The sequence below is a fragment of the Afipia felis ATCC 53690 genome, assembly GCF_000314735.2.
Taxonomy (GTDB): domain Bacteria; phylum Pseudomonadota; class Alphaproteobacteria; order Rhizobiales; family Xanthobacteraceae; genus Afipia; species Afipia felis.
This window is the reverse complement of record NZ_KB375270.1, coordinates 3,485,323-3,505,158: the sequence shown is the minus strand read 5'-3', so window position 1 is coordinate 3,505,158 and position 19,836 is coordinate 3,485,323. Positions and strand designations below refer to the sequence as shown.

The 19,836-nt window shown below is 61.1% G+C and carries 23 protein-coding genes and 1 tRNA gene; 10 read left to right on the top strand and 14 right to left on the bottom strand.

The window, feature by feature from the left end:
- Positions 1-48: 48 nt before the first annotated feature.
- Both HMPREF9697_RS16735 and HMPREF9697_RS16730 read right to left on the bottom strand, forming a co-directional pair.
- Positions 49-621 (bottom strand): cob(I)yrinic acid a,c-diamide adenosyltransferase, encoded by a 573-nt coding sequence (locus HMPREF9697_RS16735; RefSeq protein ID WP_002718429.1) that lies wholly within the window; start codon positions 619-621, stop codon positions 49-51.
- Between the two features lie 12 nt (positions 622-633).
- A complete protein-coding gene (locus tag HMPREF9697_RS16730) occupies positions 634-828 on the bottom strand; it encodes a twin transmembrane helix small protein (protein ID WP_040307992.1) in 195 nt (64 codons plus the stop codon).
- Positions 829-984: 156 nt separating this feature from the next.
- Here HMPREF9697_RS16730 and HMPREF9697_RS16725 point away from each other — a divergent pair, with 156 nt between their 5' ends.
- Complete coding sequence (locus HMPREF9697_RS16725) at positions 985-1,869, top strand: YihY/virulence factor BrkB family protein (RefSeq protein WP_002718427.1); 885 nt, start codon at positions 985-987, stop codon at positions 1,867-1,869.
- On the opposite strand, the gene HMPREF9697_RS16720 is transcribed toward HMPREF9697_RS16725, so the two are convergent.
- Positions 1,802-3,097 carry an ATP-binding protein gene (locus tag HMPREF9697_RS16720; protein ID WP_002718426.1) on the bottom strand — a complete coding sequence of 432 codons (1,296 nt, stop codon included), beginning with the start codon at positions 3,095-3,097 and terminating at the stop codon, positions 1,802-1,804. The genes HMPREF9697_RS16725 and HMPREF9697_RS16720 overlap by 68 nt on opposite strands.
- Before the next feature lie 46 nt (positions 3,098-3,143).
- Positions 3,144-4,013: a tRNA glutamyl-Q(34) synthetase GluQRS gene (gene gluQRS, locus HMPREF9697_RS16715; RefSeq protein ID WP_002718425.1), complete on the bottom strand. Its 870-nt coding sequence runs from the start codon at positions 4,011-4,013 to the stop codon at positions 3,144-3,146.
- 18 nt (positions 4,014-4,031) lie between these two features.
- Between gluQRS and HMPREF9697_RS16710 the strand changes: the two genes are divergently transcribed.
- Both HMPREF9697_RS16710 and HMPREF9697_RS16705 read left to right on the top strand, forming a co-directional pair.
- The gene (locus HMPREF9697_RS16710) at positions 4,032-4,829 is read left to right on the top strand and encodes a DNA-3-methyladenine glycosylase family protein (protein ID WP_002718424.1); all 798 of its coding nucleotides are present in this window, start codon (positions 4,032-4,034) and stop codon (positions 4,827-4,829) included.
- A gap of 90 nt (positions 4,830-4,919) precedes the next feature.
- Positions 4,920-5,477, top strand: coding sequence for an HNH endonuclease (locus HMPREF9697_RS16705; protein ID WP_002718423.1), 558 nt, complete (start codon positions 4,920-4,922; stop codon positions 5,475-5,477).
- Here HMPREF9697_RS16705 and HMPREF9697_RS16700 read toward each other — a convergent pair.
- From HMPREF9697_RS16700 to HMPREF9697_RS16690, 3 genes are all read right to left on the bottom strand, one after another.
- On the bottom strand, positions 5,450-5,893 hold the full coding sequence (locus tag HMPREF9697_RS16700) for an acyl-CoA thioesterase (RefSeq protein WP_002718422.1): 444 nt from the start codon (positions 5,891-5,893) through the stop codon (positions 5,450-5,452). The genes HMPREF9697_RS16705 and HMPREF9697_RS16700 overlap by 28 nt on opposite strands.
- A gap of 116 nt (positions 5,894-6,009) precedes the next feature.
- Positions 6,010-7,029, bottom strand: coding sequence for a beta-ketoacyl-ACP synthase III (locus HMPREF9697_RS16695; RefSeq protein WP_002718421.1), 1,020 nt, complete (start codon positions 7,027-7,029; stop codon positions 6,010-6,012).
- A gap of 162 nt (positions 7,030-7,191) precedes the next feature.
- On the bottom strand, positions 7,192-7,467 hold the full coding sequence (locus HMPREF9697_RS16690; protein WP_002718420.1) for a ribbon-helix-helix domain-containing protein: 276 nt from the start codon (positions 7,465-7,467) through the stop codon (positions 7,192-7,194).
- 455 nt (positions 7,468-7,922) lie between these two features.
- Here HMPREF9697_RS16690 and HMPREF9697_RS16685 point away from each other — a divergent pair, with 455 nt between their 5' ends.
- The gene (locus tag HMPREF9697_RS16685; protein WP_244597806.1) at positions 7,923-9,965 is read left to right on the top strand and encodes a methyl-accepting chemotaxis protein; all 2,043 of its coding nucleotides are present in this window, start codon (positions 7,923-7,925) and stop codon (positions 9,963-9,965) included.
- Between the two features lie 82 nt (positions 9,966-10,047).
- On the opposite strand, the gene HMPREF9697_RS16680 is transcribed toward HMPREF9697_RS16685, so the two are convergent.
- Complete coding sequence (locus HMPREF9697_RS16680; protein ID WP_002718418.1) at positions 10,048-10,524, bottom strand: hypothetical protein; 477 nt, start codon at positions 10,522-10,524, stop codon at positions 10,048-10,050.
- Between the two features lie 172 nt (positions 10,525-10,696).
- Here HMPREF9697_RS16680 and HMPREF9697_RS16675 point away from each other — a divergent pair, with 172 nt between their 5' ends.
- Entirely contained in the window at positions 10,697-10,927 is a 231-nt protein-coding gene (locus HMPREF9697_RS16675) for a PsiF family protein (protein WP_002718417.1), read from the top strand.
- Positions 10,928-11,022: 95 nt separating this feature from the next.
- Here HMPREF9697_RS16675 and HMPREF9697_RS16670 read toward each other — a convergent pair whose 3' ends face one another.
- A complete protein-coding gene (locus HMPREF9697_RS16670; protein WP_002718416.1) occupies positions 11,023-11,562 on the bottom strand; it encodes a disulfide bond formation protein B in 540 nt (179 codons plus the stop codon).
- Positions 11,563-11,699: 137 nt separating this feature from the next.
- On the opposite strand from HMPREF9697_RS16670, the gene HMPREF9697_RS16665 reads away from it, so the two are divergent.
- From HMPREF9697_RS16665 to HMPREF9697_RS16650, 4 genes are all read left to right on the top strand, one after another.
- Positions 11,700-11,784, top strand: a tRNA-Leu gene (locus HMPREF9697_RS16665).
- 235 nt (positions 11,785-12,019) lie between these two features.
- A complete protein-coding gene (locus tag HMPREF9697_RS16660; RefSeq protein WP_430642172.1) occupies positions 12,020-12,685 on the top strand; it encodes a DUF1007 family protein in 666 nt (221 codons plus the stop codon).
- Between the two features lie 61 nt (positions 12,686-12,746).
- Positions 12,747-13,868, top strand: coding sequence for a nickel/cobalt transporter (locus HMPREF9697_RS16655; RefSeq protein WP_002718414.1), 1,122 nt, complete (start codon positions 12,747-12,749; stop codon positions 13,866-13,868).
- Positions 13,869-13,995: 127 nt separating this feature from the next.
- Positions 13,996-14,250 (top strand): DUF3551 domain-containing protein, encoded by a 255-nt coding sequence (locus HMPREF9697_RS16650; protein WP_002718413.1) that lies wholly within the window; start codon positions 13,996-13,998, stop codon positions 14,248-14,250.
- A gap of 5 nt (positions 14,251-14,255) precedes the next feature.
- Here HMPREF9697_RS16650 and HMPREF9697_RS16645 read toward each other — a convergent pair whose 3' ends face one another.
- The 5 genes from HMPREF9697_RS16645 to HMPREF9697_RS16625 form a co-directional block, all read right to left on the bottom strand.
- Positions 14,256-15,290, bottom strand: coding sequence for a GGDEF domain-containing protein (locus HMPREF9697_RS16645; RefSeq protein ID WP_002718412.1), 1,035 nt, complete (start codon positions 15,288-15,290; stop codon positions 14,256-14,258).
- A 269-nt stretch (positions 15,291-15,559) separates the two neighbouring features.
- The gene (locus HMPREF9697_RS16640; RefSeq protein ID WP_244597804.1) at positions 15,560-16,144 is read right to left on the bottom strand and encodes a hypothetical protein; all 585 of its coding nucleotides are present in this window, start codon (positions 16,142-16,144) and stop codon (positions 15,560-15,562) included.
- A 67-nt stretch (positions 16,145-16,211) separates the two neighbouring features.
- Positions 16,212-16,793: a YqaA family protein gene (locus HMPREF9697_RS16635; RefSeq protein ID WP_002718410.1), complete on the bottom strand. Its 582-nt coding sequence runs from the start codon at positions 16,791-16,793 to the stop codon at positions 16,212-16,214.
- 63 nt (positions 16,794-16,856) lie between these two features.
- Positions 16,857-17,249: a phosphoribosyl-ATP diphosphatase gene (gene hisE, locus HMPREF9697_RS16630; RefSeq protein WP_002718409.1), complete on the bottom strand. Its 393-nt coding sequence runs from the start codon at positions 17,247-17,249 to the stop codon at positions 16,857-16,859.
- Positions 17,250-17,367: 118 nt separating this feature from the next.
- Positions 17,368-17,772: a hypothetical protein gene (locus tag HMPREF9697_RS16625; protein WP_002718408.1), complete on the bottom strand. Its 405-nt coding sequence runs from the start codon at positions 17,770-17,772 to the stop codon at positions 17,368-17,370.
- A gap of 195 nt (positions 17,773-17,967) precedes the next feature.
- On the opposite strand from HMPREF9697_RS16625, the gene HMPREF9697_RS16620 reads away from it, so the two are divergent.
- Positions 17,968-19,770, top strand: a complete 1,803-nt coding sequence (locus HMPREF9697_RS16620; RefSeq protein WP_002718407.1) for a glucan ABC transporter ATP-binding protein/ permease — start codon at positions 17,968-17,970, stop codon at positions 19,768-19,770.
- Positions 19,771-19,836: the final 66 nt, after the last annotated feature.

Below are 19,836 nucleotides of genomic sequence, written 5' to 3'. Positions count from 1 at the left end.
GACGGAAAGGCTCGAAAGCGCCACCGAAAGTACCATGCCGCGTCCCGTTCACCGGTTCTGGCCCGGTACCCACAGCACGTCCCCCGCGCCATTGCCGTTGGCGGCGCGCGACGCCACGAACAGGAAATCCGACAAACGGTTGAGATAGCGCACCACGGCCTCGCCGACCGGCTCATTTTCTCTTGCCGCCAATTCTACCACCTGCCGTTCGGCGCGACGGCAGATCGTGCGTGCCTGATGCAGATGCGCGGCTGCAGCAGTGCCGCCCGGCAGGACAAAAGACGTCAGCGGCGCAAGCGCCTCGTTCAGCGTATCGATATCGCGTTCCAGCCGCTCGACCTGCACCGGCAGCACCCGCAGCCGCTCGGCCTTGCCTTCCCGCTCCGGCACCGTGAGATCGGCGCCGAGATCGAACAAATCGTTCTGGATCAGGCCCAGCATCGCATCGAGCCGTACATCACCCGCAAGATGCAGTCGCACCAAGCCGATGGCGGCATTGGTTTCATCCACCGTGCCAATGGCAGCAATCCGCAGATCGTATTTCGGCCGCCGCTCGCCGCTGCCGAGTGCGGTGGTGCCATCGTCTCCGGTGCGGGTGTAGATGCGATTGAGGGTGACCATGGACCCGTGCGCCTAGCGTCCCATCGCCCAGATCGCCGCCATGGCGATCACGATGGCGATAAACTGAAACAGCACCCGCAGCCGCATCAGGCGCTGCGATGTGTTCGGCGAGCCGCCGCGCATCATGTTGAGCAGACCGAGCAACAGCACGATGGTAACGGCAATCAGGGCGATCGGAAGAAGAAACATGGAAAAGAAGGATGTCATAAGTCGTTCATAGCACCATGCATCCTGCCCCCCAAGGCTTTGGGATTATCTATGGATAATATTCGGAACATAGCTGGGCTTCGCGGACTTCATGACATGTCCTTCCCGTCCCATTAGCCTCACAGTCCAAAGGCGAAACCTCACCGATCCAGCCTCATGACATTCCTGCGCCGTACCTTTCAGATCGGGTTTGACGCTTTCAATGCGTTTCTGGCGGATGACGGCTGGGCGATCGCAAGTCACATCGCGCTCTCAGCCCTGATGGCGTTCTTTCCGTTCCTGATCGTGCTCACTTCGCTCGCAGGGTTCTTGGGCTCCAAGGATCTGGCCGACCAGGCCGCGGGCCTGATGCTGCAGGTCTGGCCGAGCCAGGTGACGGATACGCTGATCGTTCAGATACACGACGTGCTGACGCAGACGCGCGGCGACGCACTGACGATCGGCCTCGTGCTGTCGCTATATTTCTCCTCCAACGGCGTAGAGAGCCTGCGGGTGGGCCTTAATCGCGCCTACGGCGTGACGGAAACACGAGCCTGGTACTGGCTGCGGCTGGAATCGATCGGCTATACGCTGATCGCGGCGCTCGTCTCGCTCGTGCTTGCGCTGCTGCTGGTACTCGGCCCACTGCTGCTCGCCGCGGCGCGCTATTACCTGCCACTCATCATCGCGCCTAAAGAACACCTGCTCAATCTCGCGCGCTACGCCATCGCGTTGGTCTCGCTCGTCAGCGCCCTGTTCGTGCTGCATGCCTGGCTGCCAGCCGGGCACAGGACGCTGCGACAGATCATGCCCGGCATCATTTTCACGGTGATCGCATCGCTGATTTCAGCGGCAGGCTTCGGACAATATCTGGCACGATTCGCCAGTAACTACGTCACAACCTACGCGGGGCTTGCCTCGGTCGTGATCGCGCTGGTGTTTCTTTATTTCATCGCCGCGATTTTCATCTATGGCGGTGCGCTGAACGCCGCAATCATCCGCTGGAGGCAGTCTTCCGAACCGTCGCCTGACCAAGCGCCGCCGCCAGCGCCCGCGGGCTGACCGGCTTCATCAGGAACGCATCAGCGCCTGCAGCGCGTGCCTTGGCCTCATCCTGCTCGCGGCCCGACACGCCGATAATGCCAATCCGTTCGCCCGCTACGCCTAGCGCCCGAACCCTTCGGATGGTCTCGATACCGTCGATACCCGGCAGCACCATATCCATCAACACGACATCGAGATCGCCGCGGGCGACGCGCTCCGCAGCCAGTTCGCCCTGGCCGACGAACTCGATCTTGTGGCCAAGCTCGCCAAGTACCGTGTTGAGCACGACGCGGCCGAACGGATTGTCCTCGACGCTGAGAATCTTCAACCCGCCCGACGCATAAGACAAAGGCGAGCCCAACGGCGCCTCACACTCCTCGCGCGGCAGACCAACGCGCACCGTCAGCGTGAAGATTGTGCCCCGATCCTTGCGCTGCGTGACGCTGACATCGCCGCCCATCGCCCGCGCCAGCTGCTTCACCGACCACAGCCCAAGCCCGGCACCACCGAACCGCGATGCCACTTCGATGCTTGCTTGGGAGAATGGCTTGAACAGCCGCCTGACCTCAGCGAGCGACAGACCGATGCCGCTGTCGGACACCGCAAAGATGACATCCATCCTGCTCTTGTTATGTGGGGCGACAGACACATCGAGTTCGACGAGCCCCGACGGTGTGAACTTCACCGCATTGTCGATCAGATTTTCCAGCGCGGCGCGCAGGCGCACGGCATCGCCGGTCACAAACTGCGGCATGTCTTCGGCGATCGTCACCCGCGACTGCAGGCCGTTGGCCGTGGCGCGTCCGGCGAGCCCGTCGCCCGCGGAGTGCGCCAGCGCCCGCAGGTCGAAAAAATCCTCACGCATCGGCAGATGCGCGACCATGCTTTTGGCGGCATCGACATAAAGCGTCGCGAGCGCGGCAAGATGTTCCGCGCCAGTGCGGATCGTTTCCACCCAGCGCCGCTCGCGCGGACCGAGATCGGACGTCTCCAGTAGTGAGGAGATCGCGAGGATACCGGTCAGCGGCGTGCGCACTTCATGAGCAAACGCGGCGAGCGCCGTCTCCACCACACCGCGCGCCGGTCCCGCAGGCTTGCGCGACGGCTTGGGCGCGCGCTTAGAGGCGCGTTTGGGCGCAGCCTTCTTCGCCGGCTCCTTGACCAGCTTCTTGGCCGGAGGCCGCTTTCCCTTGTGCGATGTCTTCGACTTCCCCAGGCGGCGCGTCGAACGCGGCTTCGTCGCCATCTCATCCCCCAACGAGATTTCATCCTGCCATCCGGAGGGACAAGAGTCACGGCAACCCGACCATCTCCCGGATATTTTGTGGGGTCACACCATCTTCTCGCAAGACCTGCAGCGAGGTCGCTTGCGTCGATTTGGAGAGCTTCCGTCCATCGTCGCCGCGCAGCAGGCCATGATGGCGATAGATCGGCACGGGCAGGCCCAGCAATTGCTGCAGCAGGCGATGGACGCTGGTGGCCCAGAACAGATCCTGTCCTCGCACCACGTGGGTCACGCCCTGCAGGGCATCGTCGATCACGACCGAGAGATGGTAGCTGGTCGGCGTTTCCTTGCGCGCGAGCACGACATCGCCCCACGCTCCCGGCAGGGCCGCAACGCGCCCGGTCTCACCGGCCGGGCCGATGCCATGCTCCTCCCAGACAAGCGCGCCCGCGCGGCTACACGCGATCCGGCTGTTCAGCCGCAGCACGAAAGGCTCTCCCGCCTGCATCCGGATGTCACGCGCGTGTGGCGACAGCGTCGCCGCCGAGCCGGGATAAAGCGGCGAGCCGTCCGGGTCGCGCGGCCACGGCTTGCGTGGACTCTGCCCGATCATGCGGACAATCTCCGCCCGGCTTTCGAACGCCGGATAGACCAGCCCCTCATCCGCGAGCCGCGCCACGGCGTCCCGATAAAGATCGAGATGCTCCGACTGCCGCCGCACCGGCATCTCCCAGACGATGCCGAGCCAGGCCAAATCCTCGTAGATCGCTGCCTCATATTCCGGACGGGACCGTGCGCGGTCGATATCCTCGATCCGCAGCAGAAATCGCCCGCCACTTTGCCGCGCGAGGTCGAAATTCAGCAGCGCCGAATAGGCATGGCCGAGGTGCAGTCGCCCATTGGGGCTCGGGGCAAAGCGGAAAACGGGTGGCGGCATTGATCCTGTTCGCGCGACATGCTGATTCTGGAAGGCATGACACTATACCTGAACACGCAGGTCGACCTCGACCAAGCCATCGCCGCGCTGGTCGCGGCCGACCCGCGCCTCGCCGGGATCGCGCAAGTCGCAGGCCAGCCTGCACTGCGTCGTCGCGAGCCAGGTTTTGCGGGGCTTGCGGCGATCATCTGCGGCCAACAGCTCTCGACCTACGCCGCCGCCGCAATCTGGAAGCGGGTCAGCGATGCCTTCGATCCGTTCCATCACGATCTCATTCGCACCGCGCGGCCCACACGGCTGGCACGGCTCGGCCTCTCGACCGCCAAGATCAAAACCCTGAAGGCGCTAGCGCGCGAGCTTGCAGCCGAGCGCCTCGATCTCGGCACGCTCGGCCAGCAGGAGGCCGACCTTGCCCATGCCGCACTGACGGCGCTGCATGGCATCGGCCCGTGGACCGCCGACATCTATCTGCTGTTCTGCCTCGGCCACGGCGATGCGTGGCCGGGTGGCGATCTCGCCGTACAGGAAGCGATGCGGATCGGACTGAGCCTCGACGCCCGCCCCACCGCCAAACAGGCGGCGGCTCTGGCGGAACCATGGCGGCCCTGGCGCGGGGCGGCGGCGCATTTGTGGTGGGCCTATTATCACGCGGTGAAACGGCGCGAGGGCATCCTTCCCGACGATGCCGCGCGCGCCGAACCAAAACCGGCACGCGCCCGATTACGCACCGTTCCCGCGGCATCGCGGCCCTCTCAATCCCGCGTGAAGACTGCAACGAAACCCCGATCACCCCCCTCAACGAAGCGGAAAAAATAACTGGTACCCTTCACAATCGTGTCGCGCTGCATGTAGTATCCTGCCCATAAAGCTGCTTCGCAGCCGATATGGGGGAGTCAGGAGCGTTACTTGAACGCACATGTCTCACAAGGCGGTTGGCCGGCATTGGTATTGAATGCCGATTTCCGGCCACTGAGTTACTACCCGCTCTCACTTTGGTCGTGGCAAGACGCGATCAAAGCCGTGTTTCTTGACCGTGTGAACATCGTTGCCAATTACGACCACGCTGTTCACAGCCCATCTTTTGAGATGCAACTGCCGAGCGTCGTTTCGCTCAAATCCTTCGTCAAGCCGACGACTCATCCTGCGTTCACGCGCTTCAACGTATTCCTGCGCGATCGCTTCTCCTGCCAATACTGCCTCTCGCAGGAAGACCTCACCTTCGATCACATCATTCCGCGCTCGCGCGGAGGACAGACGACGTGGGAAAACGTCGTCGCTGCCTGTTCGCCCTGCAACTTAAGGAAGGGCAGCATGACAATGCAGCAGGCCAACATGTTTCCCCGCCAGACGCCCTATGCGCCGACGGTGCACCAGCTTCATCGCAACGGCCGGCTATTTCCGCCGAACTACCTGCACGAAAGCTGGCTCGACTATCTCTACTGGGACACCGAACTCGATCCGTAGGCCGCACAACCATTGCCATTCCTCGGCATGGCCTTGCTCTTTTTCAGATTCAGCGGACGGGGCTTGCGGTCATTGTCGATCGCGACAAATGCGAAGATCGCGCTGGTGACCTTGTTCGACTCTTCGCTGTCCCGGCTGCGCCGCCAGGCTTCCACTGAAATGCGCATCGAGGTGCGGCCGGTCTCCTTCAGGCTCGCGAAGAAACTGACCTCGTCGCCGACAAAAACCGGACTGATGAATTCCATCGCATCGACCGCGACGGTCGCGCAGCGCCCGCGTGCCAGCCGCGTCGCGAGGCTACCGGCGGCGAGGTCCATCTGCCACATCAGCCAGCCGCCGAAGATGTCTCCGGCCGGGTTGGTATCAGAGGGCATGGCAATCGTTCGTATAACGGCCTTTCCTTTGGGAGCAGGCATCGGGTCTTCACCATCCGGTTCGACGGAATGCTCCGTCTTGGTTTCGTTTCATTTGATTTTGCTGCAAACGGCGGCCCGGCCTCCGTCGCCGCGCAGTTTCGCTTGTCGTCCGGGCGTCACTGATCGGAGGTTCGGAAGACAGCGGCCCCGCCGGTGAAACCCGCACCCACCGCCGACATCAGAAGAAACTGTCCATCCGCGAGTTTGCCATCCTGCGCCGCGAGCGACAGCGTGAGCGGAATTGTCGCCGCCGACGAATTGCCGAACTCCTCGATGGACCGCAGCGTCCGGCTCGGATCGAGCTTCAGGTTTTCCGCAACGAGATCGAAGATGCGCGCATTGGCCTGGTGCGGGATGAAGTGATCGATCTGCGAGGCCTGAATGCCTGCCCGTTCCAGCGCTTGCGCCGAGCAGAGCGTCATCGTCTTCACGGCTTTCTCGAATACAACCTTGCCGTCCTTGATCCGGATCACGCGGTCTTCCGGCTCCACCATGCTCAAATCGGGATTACGCGTGCCACCCGCCTTGATCGCAATCATGTCGTAGAGACTGCCGTCGGACATGACGCTCGAGCCCAGAAGCCCCGCGCCTTCGCGCGATGACGGCGCGAGCAGCATCGCACCTGCAGCGTCCGCGAACAGAACCGCGCTTGTCGTATCCGCCCTGTTGATACGCCGGCTCAGAATATTCGCGGCGACGATCAACACGGACTGGCCGGTTGTTCTGACAAAACCGTCCGCGAACAACAGCGCATAGACAAATCCCGAACAGGCGCCCGTCAAGTCGATCGCTCCGCAGGTGAGTCCGAGACGATGCGCAAGCAGTGGCGCCGACGGCGGCAGCAGATGGTCGGGCGTCGAGGTTGCGAGCAGCACAAGCCCGACCTCGCCCGCATCCTGCGCCCGCGCGAGCGCGGATGACGCCGCCTCCAGGGCGATGTCGGTCAGTGCTTGATCCGGCCCCGCCCAGCGGCGTGCCTTGATGCCGGTGCGGCGCGCGATCCAGCCGTTCGACAAGCCGAGATCCTGCTCGAGAACGGAGTTCTCGATGCGTCGTTCCGGCACGTAATGGCCGAGGCCCGCAATGCGCGTCGACCTCACATTCGCGGAACATTTCATATCAGGAAAATCTTGCATCGATCATCGACCACGCCTCTCTCGCGCCATCCATTGCATGAGCATCCAGTACTCCGCAATGAGGCGATCATACCGTCGCGCAATAGATGCACGACGGTATGGCCCGCGAAACAGCCGATTACCTTTGAACAAAAGCCTGCAGATAAATTCTGCTACACAAGGTCAGGTCGCGAGCAGAATTTTCTGAATCCTGTCGTCTTCCTTCGCGTGCCTTTTGTGAAAGAAATAATCGAAAACGAACAGGCGCACTTCCGAGGACAGATTGCTGTCTTCCCGATCTTCCTTGATCTTTGTCACGATACGCGCCAGCGACTGGTTATGTGCCTGGGCAATTTCCTTCAACGCATCCCAGAACGGCTGCTCCATGCTCACGCTGGTTTTCCGGCCGGCGACTGCGATCGAACGCTGGATGATCAGAGAATTCGTGGACGAGACCATTATTACTTTCCCCCGGGGTGCTGGTCAGAGCCTTCAACAGCCCTTGCGCTTATTTTCAGCGCCTCAAGAGCAAGAAGGGTGCCAAGAACAATGGCTCGCAATGCGACCCTTTATAAACAGACCTTTAGGGGGGACAGGGACTGATACTTTCGCAAACTCCCGCCGAAACAGGGTTTAAAGCCTTCACCGGCTCCTTCACGACCCATGCGGTACCGCATGGACGTCTCATACGAGATCTTCGATACGATACTTTTTGAGCGGAAATCCGCACATCTGCAGCGGACAATCGCTCTTATCAAAAATTTAAATCGGAAAAGCGAAAGTACTTGAGTAGGGGGAGTTATCGGGCGGTACCGTATGCCAAGCGATCACTGCCCCTATTCCAATTCAGCGCCCGGGGGCATTTGATGAAACGCCTTAGCATTGCTTCGACTTTGAATTTGATGATTGCTTTGATGGCTGTGTCCATCGTTTTGATGCTTGCCCGCCAGTCCTGGAATTCTTGGGAGCGCCTGACCGAGACAAAGCGGATGACCGTGATCTCCGATCTGTCGGCCGACGCTTTCCAGGCAATGCACAACCTGCGCGCCGACAAGTCGACCATGGTCCGCACACTCAAAGACTCCAAAACAATCGAACCGAAGATCCAGAAGTATCTGGACGATCTTCACGCCGGTGAGATCAAGGCAATGCGCGAGGTCGGCAAAAACCTTGCGCTCCTCGATTTTGATGACCAGGTAAAAATCCGAGCTGAGCTTCTCAGCTTTACCGATCGTTTTGCCGCGCTCCAGACCGAATCCATGAGCGCAGTGCATAACGAGAAATCGGCCCGCCGCGCCGCACTGCCGACGGAATACAACGAGACCAGCACCAAGTTACTCACCCTTTTGGAAGACCTGTCCACGCGGCTGGTTGGACTCATCAACCACGCGGATGCCGCTGTCGATCAATTGCTCGCCATCAAGCAGTCGGCATGGCTCTTGCGCAGCGCAGCCGGCGAAGCATCACTTGCTGTCTCGACAGCGCTGGGTGCCGGAAAAATGTCTCCGGAAGCCCATACGAAATTCATCAAGAACGTGGGCGGAATCGCGACCGCATGGGAAGGCGTGCAGATCGCGGCAGAAGGCATGCAGCTTCCGGAAGCCGTGAAGGCTGCGATGAACGCGACCAAGACAGTCTATTTCGACGAGAAATATACCTCACTACGTGAGCGCCTCGCCGACGCGTTGACCAACGGCACGCCTCCGGAGACCAACGCGGACTACTGGAGCCCTTATTCCGTCAAACAGATGGGCAGCGCGGTGGCTCTCGCCGAAAATGCTCTTGACGCCACCCGCGCCCGAAGCTCCGAGCTGTATTTTCAGGCCCGCACATCGCTGATGTGGCAGATCGGCCTCCTCCTGACCGCGATCATTTTTGCGGCCTCCTGCATCGCGGCAGTGAACAAGGTCGTTATCCGTCCGCTGCATCGTATTCGTGACGCCATGCAGAGCGTCGCGGCAGACGATCTCAGCGTGGAGGTTCCTTTTGCCACACGCACCGACGAAATCGGGGCTCTGGCGGCTACGCTTGCGACCTTCAAGCAAAATGCCGAAGACAAGAAGCGGATCGAAAGCGAGAACGGCGCGGAGAACGCCCGCAAGCTCTCACGGCAGCGCGCCGTGGAATCCCATATCGCGTCTTTCGAGCAGCAGATCGGAAGCGCGCTCGATGCGCTCGCGATGTCCTCTGCACAGATGAACCATACCTCCGAGGAGATGTCGGACATTTCGGATCGGACCAACGACCAGGTCATGACCGCCGTCAAGGCAGCAAACGCCGCGCTGACCAACGTCCAGAGCGTGGCCGCGGCGTCCGAAGAACTCACCGTGTCGATTCAGGACATCAGCCGTCAGGTGACCCATGCCGCCGACACGGCGCTGCGCGCGGTTGAACAGGTTCAGGAAACCGATAACCGAGTGAAGGGCTTCTCGGAAACCGCCAGCAAGATCGGCGACGTGGTCAGCCTCATCAACAACATCGCGGCGCAAACCAACCTGCTGGCGCTCAACGCCACGATCGAGGCGGCGCGCGCGGGCGACGCCGGCAAGGGGTTCGCGGTGGTCGCGTCCGAAGTGAAGATGCTGGCGAACCAGACGGCCAAGGCGACCGAAGAAATCTCGACACAGATTCTGGCCGTGCAGAACGTCGCGCAGGATTCGATGGAAGCCATGAAGGGCATCCGCGGTACCATCATGGAGGTAAGCGAGGTCGCAACCGCAATCGCTGCCGTGATCGAGCAGCAGGGCGCCGCCACACAGGAAATCTCCAGCAACACCCAGCAGGCCGCGCAGGGCACGCAGGCCGTCTCCGACAATATCGGCGGCGTGTCGGAAGATGCGAAGTCCACGGGCAATTCAGCCCGCAACGTCCGGGAAGCGGCGGAGGTATTGTCAACCCAGGCGATGCAACTCCGCCGGCAAGTCGACAACTTCCTCGGACAGATCCGCGCCGCCTGATCCGCGCGCGGCAGCCACGCAATACAAAATCGCCCGGCCTTCAGGACCGGGCGATTCGCTTTTCAGGCCGATAGTCGTCTGCCTAGCCGCCCTTCAGGCGCTTGTTGCACTCGCTGTAATAGCCGCCACCCTTTTGAATCCATTTCAGGCCGCCATTGGCACCGGTGCTCTTGTTGGCATTGTATTGGTCGACGCAGGTGTGCATGCGTCCTTTGCCGGCCGTCTCCGAAGCATATTTCGGAGAGATCGCCGACGGGAAAATCGCCGGTCCAGATGCCGTCGTCGCCGCGGGGGCGGCGGCTGGCTTCGCTGCAGATCTGGCAGCAGGTTTTGCCGGCGCGGCAGCGGGTGCCGCAGCCGGAGCAGCCGTGGCCTCCGCACCGCATTGGGCTTTGCGGAAATCCTTCCAGCTCTGGCTGCCGAGCGAGCCGTCGGCCTTCGCGGCTTTATATTTAGCGCTGCATTCGGTCATCGACAGCGCACTTGCCGGGCCTGCCGCAACGACACTGATCAAGCCCGCCGTCGCAACGGCAAAGAGCAATTTCGATTGAAACAACATCGCCTGCCTCCTGAATAAAGAGGCCCGATCCTAGCGCAGCGGTAGCGGGTTTCAATGCAGGAACGAAAGCGTGATCCAAAATATCGCCTTCCGATCCCGGGAGACACCCGCCGTTCATGAGCAGTTCATCCACCGGGCGACAAGGTGAGGGCCTGAACTTGAGGCTAGAACCATGACATTCCTCACTCGCGCCATCGGCACCGCATTCGTTGTCAGTCTGCTTGCAGGGCCCGCCCTCGCTCAGGCCCCGACGCCGCCTGCGCCTGCCGCTAAGACCAAGGCTGAGAAACCGCGCTCCGCCGTCTCGCTCGACTGCTCCAAGCAGGCCGACGCGAAGGGCTTGCACGGCAAGGAGCGTCATAAGTTCCGCTCCAAGTGCAAACACGATGCGGCGACGAAATAGCGTTTAGCGTTGTGTGCGTAGACGTACCTCACCTGCCCTGAAACTTAGGCCGGCGGTCTGACCGCCGGCTTTTTCATGACCGGCAGAAAAAGATCTTATATCGGACGGCGGCGACCGAGCCCGAGCAGGCCCCATCCCGCAAGGGCTGCCATCAGGGCCGAGATCAGTGCATTATAGCCTGCCAGCGACAGACCCAGGAAAGACCACTGCACCTCATCGCAGCGTACGACTTTGGCTGTCTTCAGATTTTCCAGAAGATTGCCCGGCTCACCGAAATCGACGGCCGAGCCCGTGCACTCGGTCGGTCCCGGCCAGAAGCCCCACTCCACCCCGGCGTGATAGGCACCGAACGCGCTGTTAAAAACCGTCACGCAGAACAGCACCGCAAAACCCGCCACCAGCAAAGACCGGGGCGCATCGCGGCCAGCCGCGATGGCCAGCACCGCCGCGAGCGGGATCGTGATGTAATAGGCGTACCGCTGCTCAAGGCACATCGGGCACGGCTGGATGCCGAGCACGAGCTGAAAAAACCACACCCCCGCAATGGTGGCGAGCGCGATCAGGCAAATCGCCAGCGCCGCCCAGCAGGCGCGCGAGCGCGCCGGGCGATCGGATGAAAAAACAGTGTCGGACAAGGCCTGTCTCCGGGTTTCGCCCGCTCCTAGCGTGGCCTATCCTAGGTGTCGAGAGAGGAAGGATCACAGCCGGTTGACCCGCCGACGCCGCTGGCTATAGTCCGCCCGCTCGCCGCGCCTGACCCGTGCGTGCAAGCGCCCCTGTGGCGGAACTGGTAGACGCGCTCGACTCAAAATCGAGTTCCGCAAGGAGTGCTGGTTCGATTCCGGCCAGGGGCACCATCGCCTTGTTTGGGCGCATCTCTGCGACGTCAAAATACCCTTGAAAATCAGCGGGCGTGTTGTGGTCTCCCTGCCCGATCTTTGGCACTTTCAGAAAATATGTTATGCTATAACATAACAAAGAGATGATGCGTGGCACCCTGAATGATATCTGCCTTCCAATGACAGACGACGGTGACTTCGCTTGATCTTCCTTCCATTTGACCTCATCCCCCGCTGTAAACTTCGGGCAACGGTGTCTGGCGCTTTCGCCAGGTACGCGCGGACAATCGGCGCGAGCCTTTCCCTTTGCCTGCCGTTTTTTGTCTGCTCATCCGTACCCGCGAAAGCCCATCCGCATGTATGGACCACCATTCGCAGCGAAGTAGTCTACGCGGACAAAACCATGACCGGCGTCCGGCACGCCTGGACCTTTGACGACATGTTTTCCGCCTACGCCCTTCAAGGCATCCATCATGCGAAGAAGGGCGAGTACACGCGCGAAGAACTGAGTTCGCTCGCAAAGCTCAATGTCACGTCATTGAAGGAATACAAATACTTCACCTACGCAAAGGCAGACGGCAAGAAAATCGAATTCTCCGATCCGACCGACTACTGGCTCGAATACAAGGACTCGGCCCTCACGCTGCACTTCACCTTGCCGTTGAAGAGTCCGGTTTCGGCAAGGACGATGCTGATCGAGGTTTACGATCCCACGATCTTTATCGATTTCGCGCTTGCCAAGGATACGCCTGTCACGCTGGGCGGTGCTGCGCCGAACTGCAATCTCAGGATTGATCTTCCTCATCAACCGACACCAGCCGAACAGGCGCGAATGAGCCAGCTCGACGAGAATCCTCTGAATCCGTTCGACACCTTCGGACAGATGTTTGCGAACAAGATCGAAGTGAAATGCCCGTGACAAGGCTGCAGGCAGCGGACCCGTTGAAATACCGGGGGCTGTGCTCAAGTCGGAGAGCCGAATGATTGGTCGTCCTGGGCCTGGGTATCCACATGCTACAAGAGCCGCGACGCTTGCTTGCGTGCTTCTTCTTACGATCTGCCTGATCGACATCGCCTCGGCACAGGGCCTGTCGTTCGGGCCGCGACAAACGGCGCCCTATTCGGCGTCAGGCTTCTTCGGCTGGATCTTCAGCCAGCAGGCTGCCTTCTATCGTTCGCTCTCCAATCTCATCCGCGCCAGCAAGAATGACGGCTCCGCCGTTTGGGGACTGCTGGGCCTGTCATTCCTGTACGGAATTTTTCACGCCGCAGGCCCGGGTCACGGCAAGGCGGTGATCTCGTCCTACCTCGTCGCAAACAATGAAACGTGGAAGCGCGGCATCGCACTGTCTTTCGTCTCCGCACTGCTCCAATCGATGGTGGCGATTGCGATCGTCGCGATCGGTGCGGGTGTTCTGGAGGTCACCGCGAAAGCCATGGGCGACACGGTGCGGCTGATCGAAATCGCGAGCTATTGCCTGGTCGTTGCGATCGGAGTGCGTCTGCTCTGGGTCAAGGGACGAAGCTTCATCAACTCCTATCGTGACATGAGACGTCCCAGGAGTCTTGGTGCTGCGGTCGCGGAGCCGGTCGAGATCCGCATTCCAGGCTCATCCGGCTTGTTGGCCCCCTGCAGTTGCGGCTACCGCCACGATCATCCGGAGCGTCATGACCACGCGGATACTCATGCCGAATGCGGTCACGATCATGCCTGGGGTCATGCGCATGGCCCCGAGCCGGAAGAGCTTGCAGGTCCCGGAGGCTGGAAGAAGGGCCTCGCTGCGGTTGTGTCCGTCGGCGCCCGTCCGTGTTCCGGTGCCATCATCATCCTGGTGTTTGCACTTTCTCAGGATCTCTTCTGGACGGGGGTTGCTTCCACCTTCCTGATGGGCGTCGGCACCGCCATCACCGTCGCCGCTATCGCAACGCTTGCCGTCTATGCGCGAGAACTGGCCGGTCGCATTGCAATTTCCCAATCGGGAATCGGAACGCTTGCCATGAAGGGCATCGAGGTCGGCGCGGCAGCGACAATCATCGTCGTCGGCCTGCTTCTTCTTACCGGCTACATGGCAAGCGAACAGCTCTGGATGTTCAGCAGGTGACCGCGTAACTTTGCTGGAGAGCCTATCGTACCGGAGGCAGGGTTCAAATATCGCCCCTGCACCGACGACAAGGCGGAACATCTTGGCAGTGCCGGGCTTGAACTGCCGATTGCTGAGGAGAAATCACATGCGTGTTTTGATGGCTGCGGCTCTCGCGTCTGCGTTGGCCGGCTGGATCTGGAGCGCCCTTCCGGCGCAGGCGCGCGACTATCGCTTCTGCCTTTATGAGCACAACGACACCGCGAGCGACTGCTCTTACGATACCTATGCCCAGTGCATGGCCTCGGCGTCAGGCCGGGTCGCCTACTGCAACATCAATCCGATGTATGCCGAACCCGCGCGACCGCCTCGCCATCGCAGCAAGCCGCACCGGGATTATTGAAACTCTCACGCCGCACGGTCAGCGTCGGTGAGATCGTCTTCGGTGGCGACACAGTTACGGCCCTGCGCTTTCGCCTTGTACAGCGCGCGGTCGCAGCGCTCGATCAGCGCCGTCATGGATTCGCCGGGACGGAATTGCGCCACTCCGATCGAAACTGAAATATCGGGTAGGGATTCCCCGGTCGAGCGGCGGGTCAGGTGGCAACCCGCGACAGTTGTGCGTATTCGCTCCGCCACCGCCTGACAGGTCGCGAGATCTGCGCCGGGCAACACCGCAATCAATTCCTCGCCGCCATAGCGCGCTGGGAGATCGTTCTCGCGCACCCGCTCGCGCAGGACGCTCGCAATGAGACGAATCACCTGATCGCCGACACTGTGACCGTAGGTGTCGTTGAATTTCTTGAAGTGATCGATGTCGAGCAAAAGAAGGCTGAGCGGGTCTTCCACTTCCATCGCCTGCATCTGCGCGACACGGAAAAACTCTTCTAGCGCGCGCCGATTCGGCAATGCGGTCAGCGTATCGGTCTTGGCGCGCTCCTCCGCATCGCGCAGCGAGGTGCGGATGGTGTCGAGCTCCTGCGAGGCTTCGGTGAAGCTGGATTCGAGGATCGAGGCACGGCTTGCGGCGCTGGAAAGCGCGTTCATCAGACTTTCGATCAGTGAGCGCGGATTGATCCCCTTATCTGCCTGCGAGGCGACGCCGTCGATCTCGCGGATATGATCGCGGTTGTCGGTGATGGCGGTCGCCAGATATTGCTGTGCCTGAGCCATGACATGGCCGAGCTGCTCGGAAATATTCTGGGCCGCGGGCACGCTGACACCAGGCGCCGCGATATACATCGTGCGCAGGTCGTCACAGACGAAGCTGTCGAATTTACGCTTGTTGCCGACCAGGATGTCGATCGTCCGTTTCAGATCCGGCGGGGTGCCAAGGCAGTAATTGAACCAGACGGTGAAATTATTGGGAGTCGGCGGAACGCTCTCGCGGACCATATGATCCATGGCTCTTTCCGCGACGTCTTTCGCGGAATCGAAATCCATGTCGTCCTGTACAATTCGCGTCATGACCTACGGTCTGAAATTGTAAGAAATCCCACCGCGAAATTTATCGCGGGGGACACGCCAGGAAGCCGGGTTGTCGCGAGCCTATAGCCCGCGCGAGTCCGACGCCCGTTATAGGCGCAGGCTCAGCAGTTGACTGTATGTCTATACCAATGCGGTTTAGGAAGTGTTGCGAAAGCGGAATCGATTGCCCGCAGATCGATCATGATGCGCCGCAAAATGATCAGCATATCAAACCGGTACCGCGCCTACTGGCAGACCGCGCGCGTGACGTAATTTTCGGTGCGGCACTCGCCTGGAGCACCGGTCCGTCCCGATAGGTAAGCTTTCATCGAACATTTTTCGGCGGTTTCGATGTCGAGGCTTTTGCCGCTCTTGAATCCCTTGCCCTTGCACAACTGCTCGGCGGCAATAGTGCAATCCGGCGCGCCGTTGGCCGAGACCGGACACGCAGCACGGCCGGTCGTCACCGACTGCACCCGCGTCAGGCTTTCGGTGGCGTCCTTGGTCTTGGCGTTCAGATCCTCAAGCGTCTTCTGCGAACCTTTCAGGCTCGTGGAGAGGTGGGAGGCTGAATCCTTCAATAGCTTGCCGAGTTCTTCGACAAGACCCGGGTTGCTCGCAGGCCTTGCCGGTTCAGAAGACGGCGCCGCGGAAGGTGGCGGCCCCATGACCGAAGCATTGGGGGGTGACGCGGGAGCGGCTGGCGGCGTGGGAGCGGGTGCCTGCACAGACGGCGTGGTTGCTTGAGAGAAAGCAGGCAACGGCGCAGCAAGCGTGATGATGCCGCATACCGCAAACCACGCCGCGAGGCGGAAAGCGTGGCCTCTCAAGTGCTGGATCTTTCGTCCCATGAACCGGACACTAGCCCGCCACCGCAGCCGCGCAAGGGCGTTCAGATCAGAACAGCCGGAATGCGACAAGGAAACCCGCGACCAGCACAACCGCACCGATCGCAACCCAAAGGCCGAGGCGTGCCTCGATGTGGTGGCGGATCGTCTCGCCATAACGGTTCAAAAGAATCGCAGCGATGAAGAAGCGGCCACCACGCGTGATCGCTGAAAACAGGATGAACAGCCAGATGTCATAGCCGGCGAAGCCGGACGTGATGGTGACGATCTTGTAGGGGATCGGTGTCAGACCCTTCAGCAGAATGATCCATGCGCCGTATTGGGCATAGGACGCGCGGAAGGCATCGACCTTATCGCCATAGCCGTAAAGCCCGATCAGCCATTGCCCGACGGAATCATAAAGGAGATGTCCGATCGCATATCCCAGGATGCCGCCGGCGACGGACGCCACCGTGCAGACGCCTGCATAAACCCAGGCTCGGCGCGGTCGCGCCAGCGCCATCGGGATCAGCATGATGTCCGGCGGCACGGGAAAGAACGAGCTTTCGGCAAAGGATACGGCCGCCATCAGCCACAGTGAATAGGGCTTGTCAGCGGCAGCAATGCACCAATCGTAGATCCGTCTCAGCATGGCGCGATGAAACACGCAGACGCGGTTTTGTCCATGCGGCGATCTAAATCAATTTGCTTGTCGCTAGCGTGTTGCCGCAGGTCGGGCCAAAACCGGGCGGCGGGGCGCCGGAATTCCGGCACCGGCGGTCTTGATGGCCGATTTTTGCTTTGGCAGCTTTTCCGCGATGCCCTGAACACGCTCGCGTCGATCCATCTCGTCCCAGACGTCCTGCGGATTGATGCCGGCAGCGACCCACAAAACCGTCAGATTGTAGAGAAGGTCGGCACTTTCACGGATGACGGCGTCCTGCTTGCCGCTGACCGCATCGATCACGACCTCGATGGCTTCTTCGGCCAGTTTCTTCGCCATCTTGGAGGGGCCGTGCTGAAACAGCTTCGCCGTCCGCGATGTGGCGGGATCGAGAGTCCGTGCAGCGATCACCGCACGGTATAGCCGCTCAAGCGAATCACTCATGTCTTTAAGCTAATCCAACCTTGTCGCCACCGGGTTAACGCCGTTTCGCTGGAAAGCACAGCATACGCGAACGCCGGGGTCCAAGCCCCGGCGTCACTCGCAACGCTATCACGCTCAGTTAGTAAGGATAGTAGCGGTAGCCGCCGTAATAGGCTGGGCCGCCATAATAAGGCCCGCCGTAATAGGGATCGCCGCCGTAATAATAGTCCTGCCGGTAGTAATCGCGACGGCGGGACTCCGCGATCGCGCTTCCGATCGCGCCGGCGGCAAGGCCGAAGATCGCAGCCGCGGCGGCATCATTCCGGCGGTACTGACGCTTCACATGGCGTTTCTTGGCCTTGGCACTCACGTCCGTCAGCCGTTCACTCGCATTGGCGTTTACGGCCGGTGACGATGCCTGCGGAAAACCTGCCGGCGCTGCCTGGGCGGGGCTCGGTCCCGATACTGCCACCAGCATAGCTGTCGCAAGGACCAAGACCGCGCCTTTGCCTGCGTGGGAAATCGGTTGGATCGGACTTGGCATCTTGTCCCTCCTTTGCATGGGCTGGGTCGCTCTGGAAAGAAACCCTTTTAGGAACATGGGGTTCCATTCAGCCACGTCAAGCGACAGTTGGCCACATCCTTCCCTGCCCCCGCATTCTAAAGAGCGAGCCCTGTCAGTCGCTTGTCCGGCGGCGGCAGGTTTGCCAAAGTCGTTCTCACACCGGTTTTATCTCCCATGGCCCTTATCCGACTTTACCTGCGGGTTCTCGATCAGCTCGGCGACGAAGCCCGGCTGGCCTGGGTGCTCGCCTTTGCCAACCTCCTGCTCGCAACGGCGCAATTCGCCGAGCCGGTGCTGTTCGGGCGCATCATCGACGTGCTGTCCGCCAATCCGGACGGCGGCCATGCCGCCACGCTTCTGCCCGCGCAATCCCCGTGGCCGCTGCTCGCCGCATGGGTCGGATTCGGCCTGTTCACGATCCTATGCAATGCCGCTGTCTCCTGGCATGCCGACCGACTGTCGCACCGGCAGCGGCAGGCGGTGCTGACGAACTACTTCGACCATATCATGCAGTTGCCGCTCACCTTCCATACCGGGACCCATTCGGGCCGGCTGATGAAAGTGATGCTGCAAGGCACCGACGCGCTGTGGCGGCTGTGGCTGTCGTTCTTCCGCGAGCATTTCGCGGCGGTGCTGTCGCTGCTCGTACTGTTGCCGCTCGCCTTCTATATCAACTGGCGTCTCGCGATGCTGCTGTTCGTGCTGTGCATCGTCTTTACCGTGCTGACGACGCTCGTGGTGCGGAAGACCTACGGCATGCAGAACGAGGTGGAAGAGCAATACAGCAATCTCTCTGCACGTGCCTCCGATGCGCTCGGCAATGTCGCGCTGGTGCAGAGCTTCGTGCGGGTCGACGCCGAAGTGCAGGGGCTGCGCGGCATTGCCAACAAACTGCTCGCGGCGCAGATGCCAGTGTTGTCATGGTGGGCGCTGGTCTCGGTGATGACGCGCGCCTCCACCACCATCACCGTGCTCGCGATCTTTACTGTTGGCATCATCCTGCATCAGCGGGGGCTCACCAGCGTCGGCGAGATTGTGATGTTCGTCTCCTTCGCGACGATGCTGATCCAGCGGCTCGAACAGGTCGTCAGCTTCGTCAACAGCGTGTTCATGGAAGCCCCGCGACTGCAGGAATATTTCAACGTCCTCGACGCCGTGCCCGCCGTGCGCGACCGGCCGGATGCGATCGACCCCGGCCGCCTGCAGGGACTCGTCGAATTCAACGACGTGTCATTTTCCTATGACGGCAAGCGTCCCGCGATCGAAGACGTGTCGTTCACCGCCCTGCCCGGCCAGACCATTGCGCTCGTCGGAGAAACCGGCGCGGGTAAATCCACCGCCATCGCGCTGCTGCACCGCGCGTTCGATCCGCAATCCGGCATCATCAAGATCGATGGCATGGACATTCGCGGCATCACGCTTGCGTCACTGCGGCGGAACATCGGCGTGGTCTTTCAGGAAGCGCTGCTGTTCAACCGCTCGATCGCTGAGAACCTGCGCGTCGGCAAGCCTGACGCGACCGACGATGAACTGCGTGAGGCTGCACGTGGGGCGCAGGCGCTCGACTTCATCGAACGCAGCGAGCAGAAATTCGAGACCAATGCAGGCGAGCGTGGGCGCATGCTGTCGGGCGGCGAGCGGCAGCGGCTGTCGATCGCCCGCGCACTACTGAAGAACCCTCCGATCCTCATTCTGGACGAAGCGACCTCCGCGCTCGATGCCGTGACCGAAGCAAAGGTTAACGCCGCTCTCGACACTGTGATGAAGGGCCGAACGACATTCGTGATCGCTCATCGCCTCTCCACCATCCGCGATGCGACGCGCATTCTCGTATTCGACAAGGGCCGCGTGATCGAGAGTGGAACCTTCGACGAACTGGTTGCGCACGGCGGATATTTTGCGAACCTTGCTCGGGCGCAGTTCATGGTGCAGGAGACGGATCGCGATGCGCCGCCGATCGCTATCGAGAAACTCTAGGAACCGGCCCGCGACGAAATTTGGCCCAGTTCGTGGCGGATAGACTGCCCAAAGAGCGTCCACAGG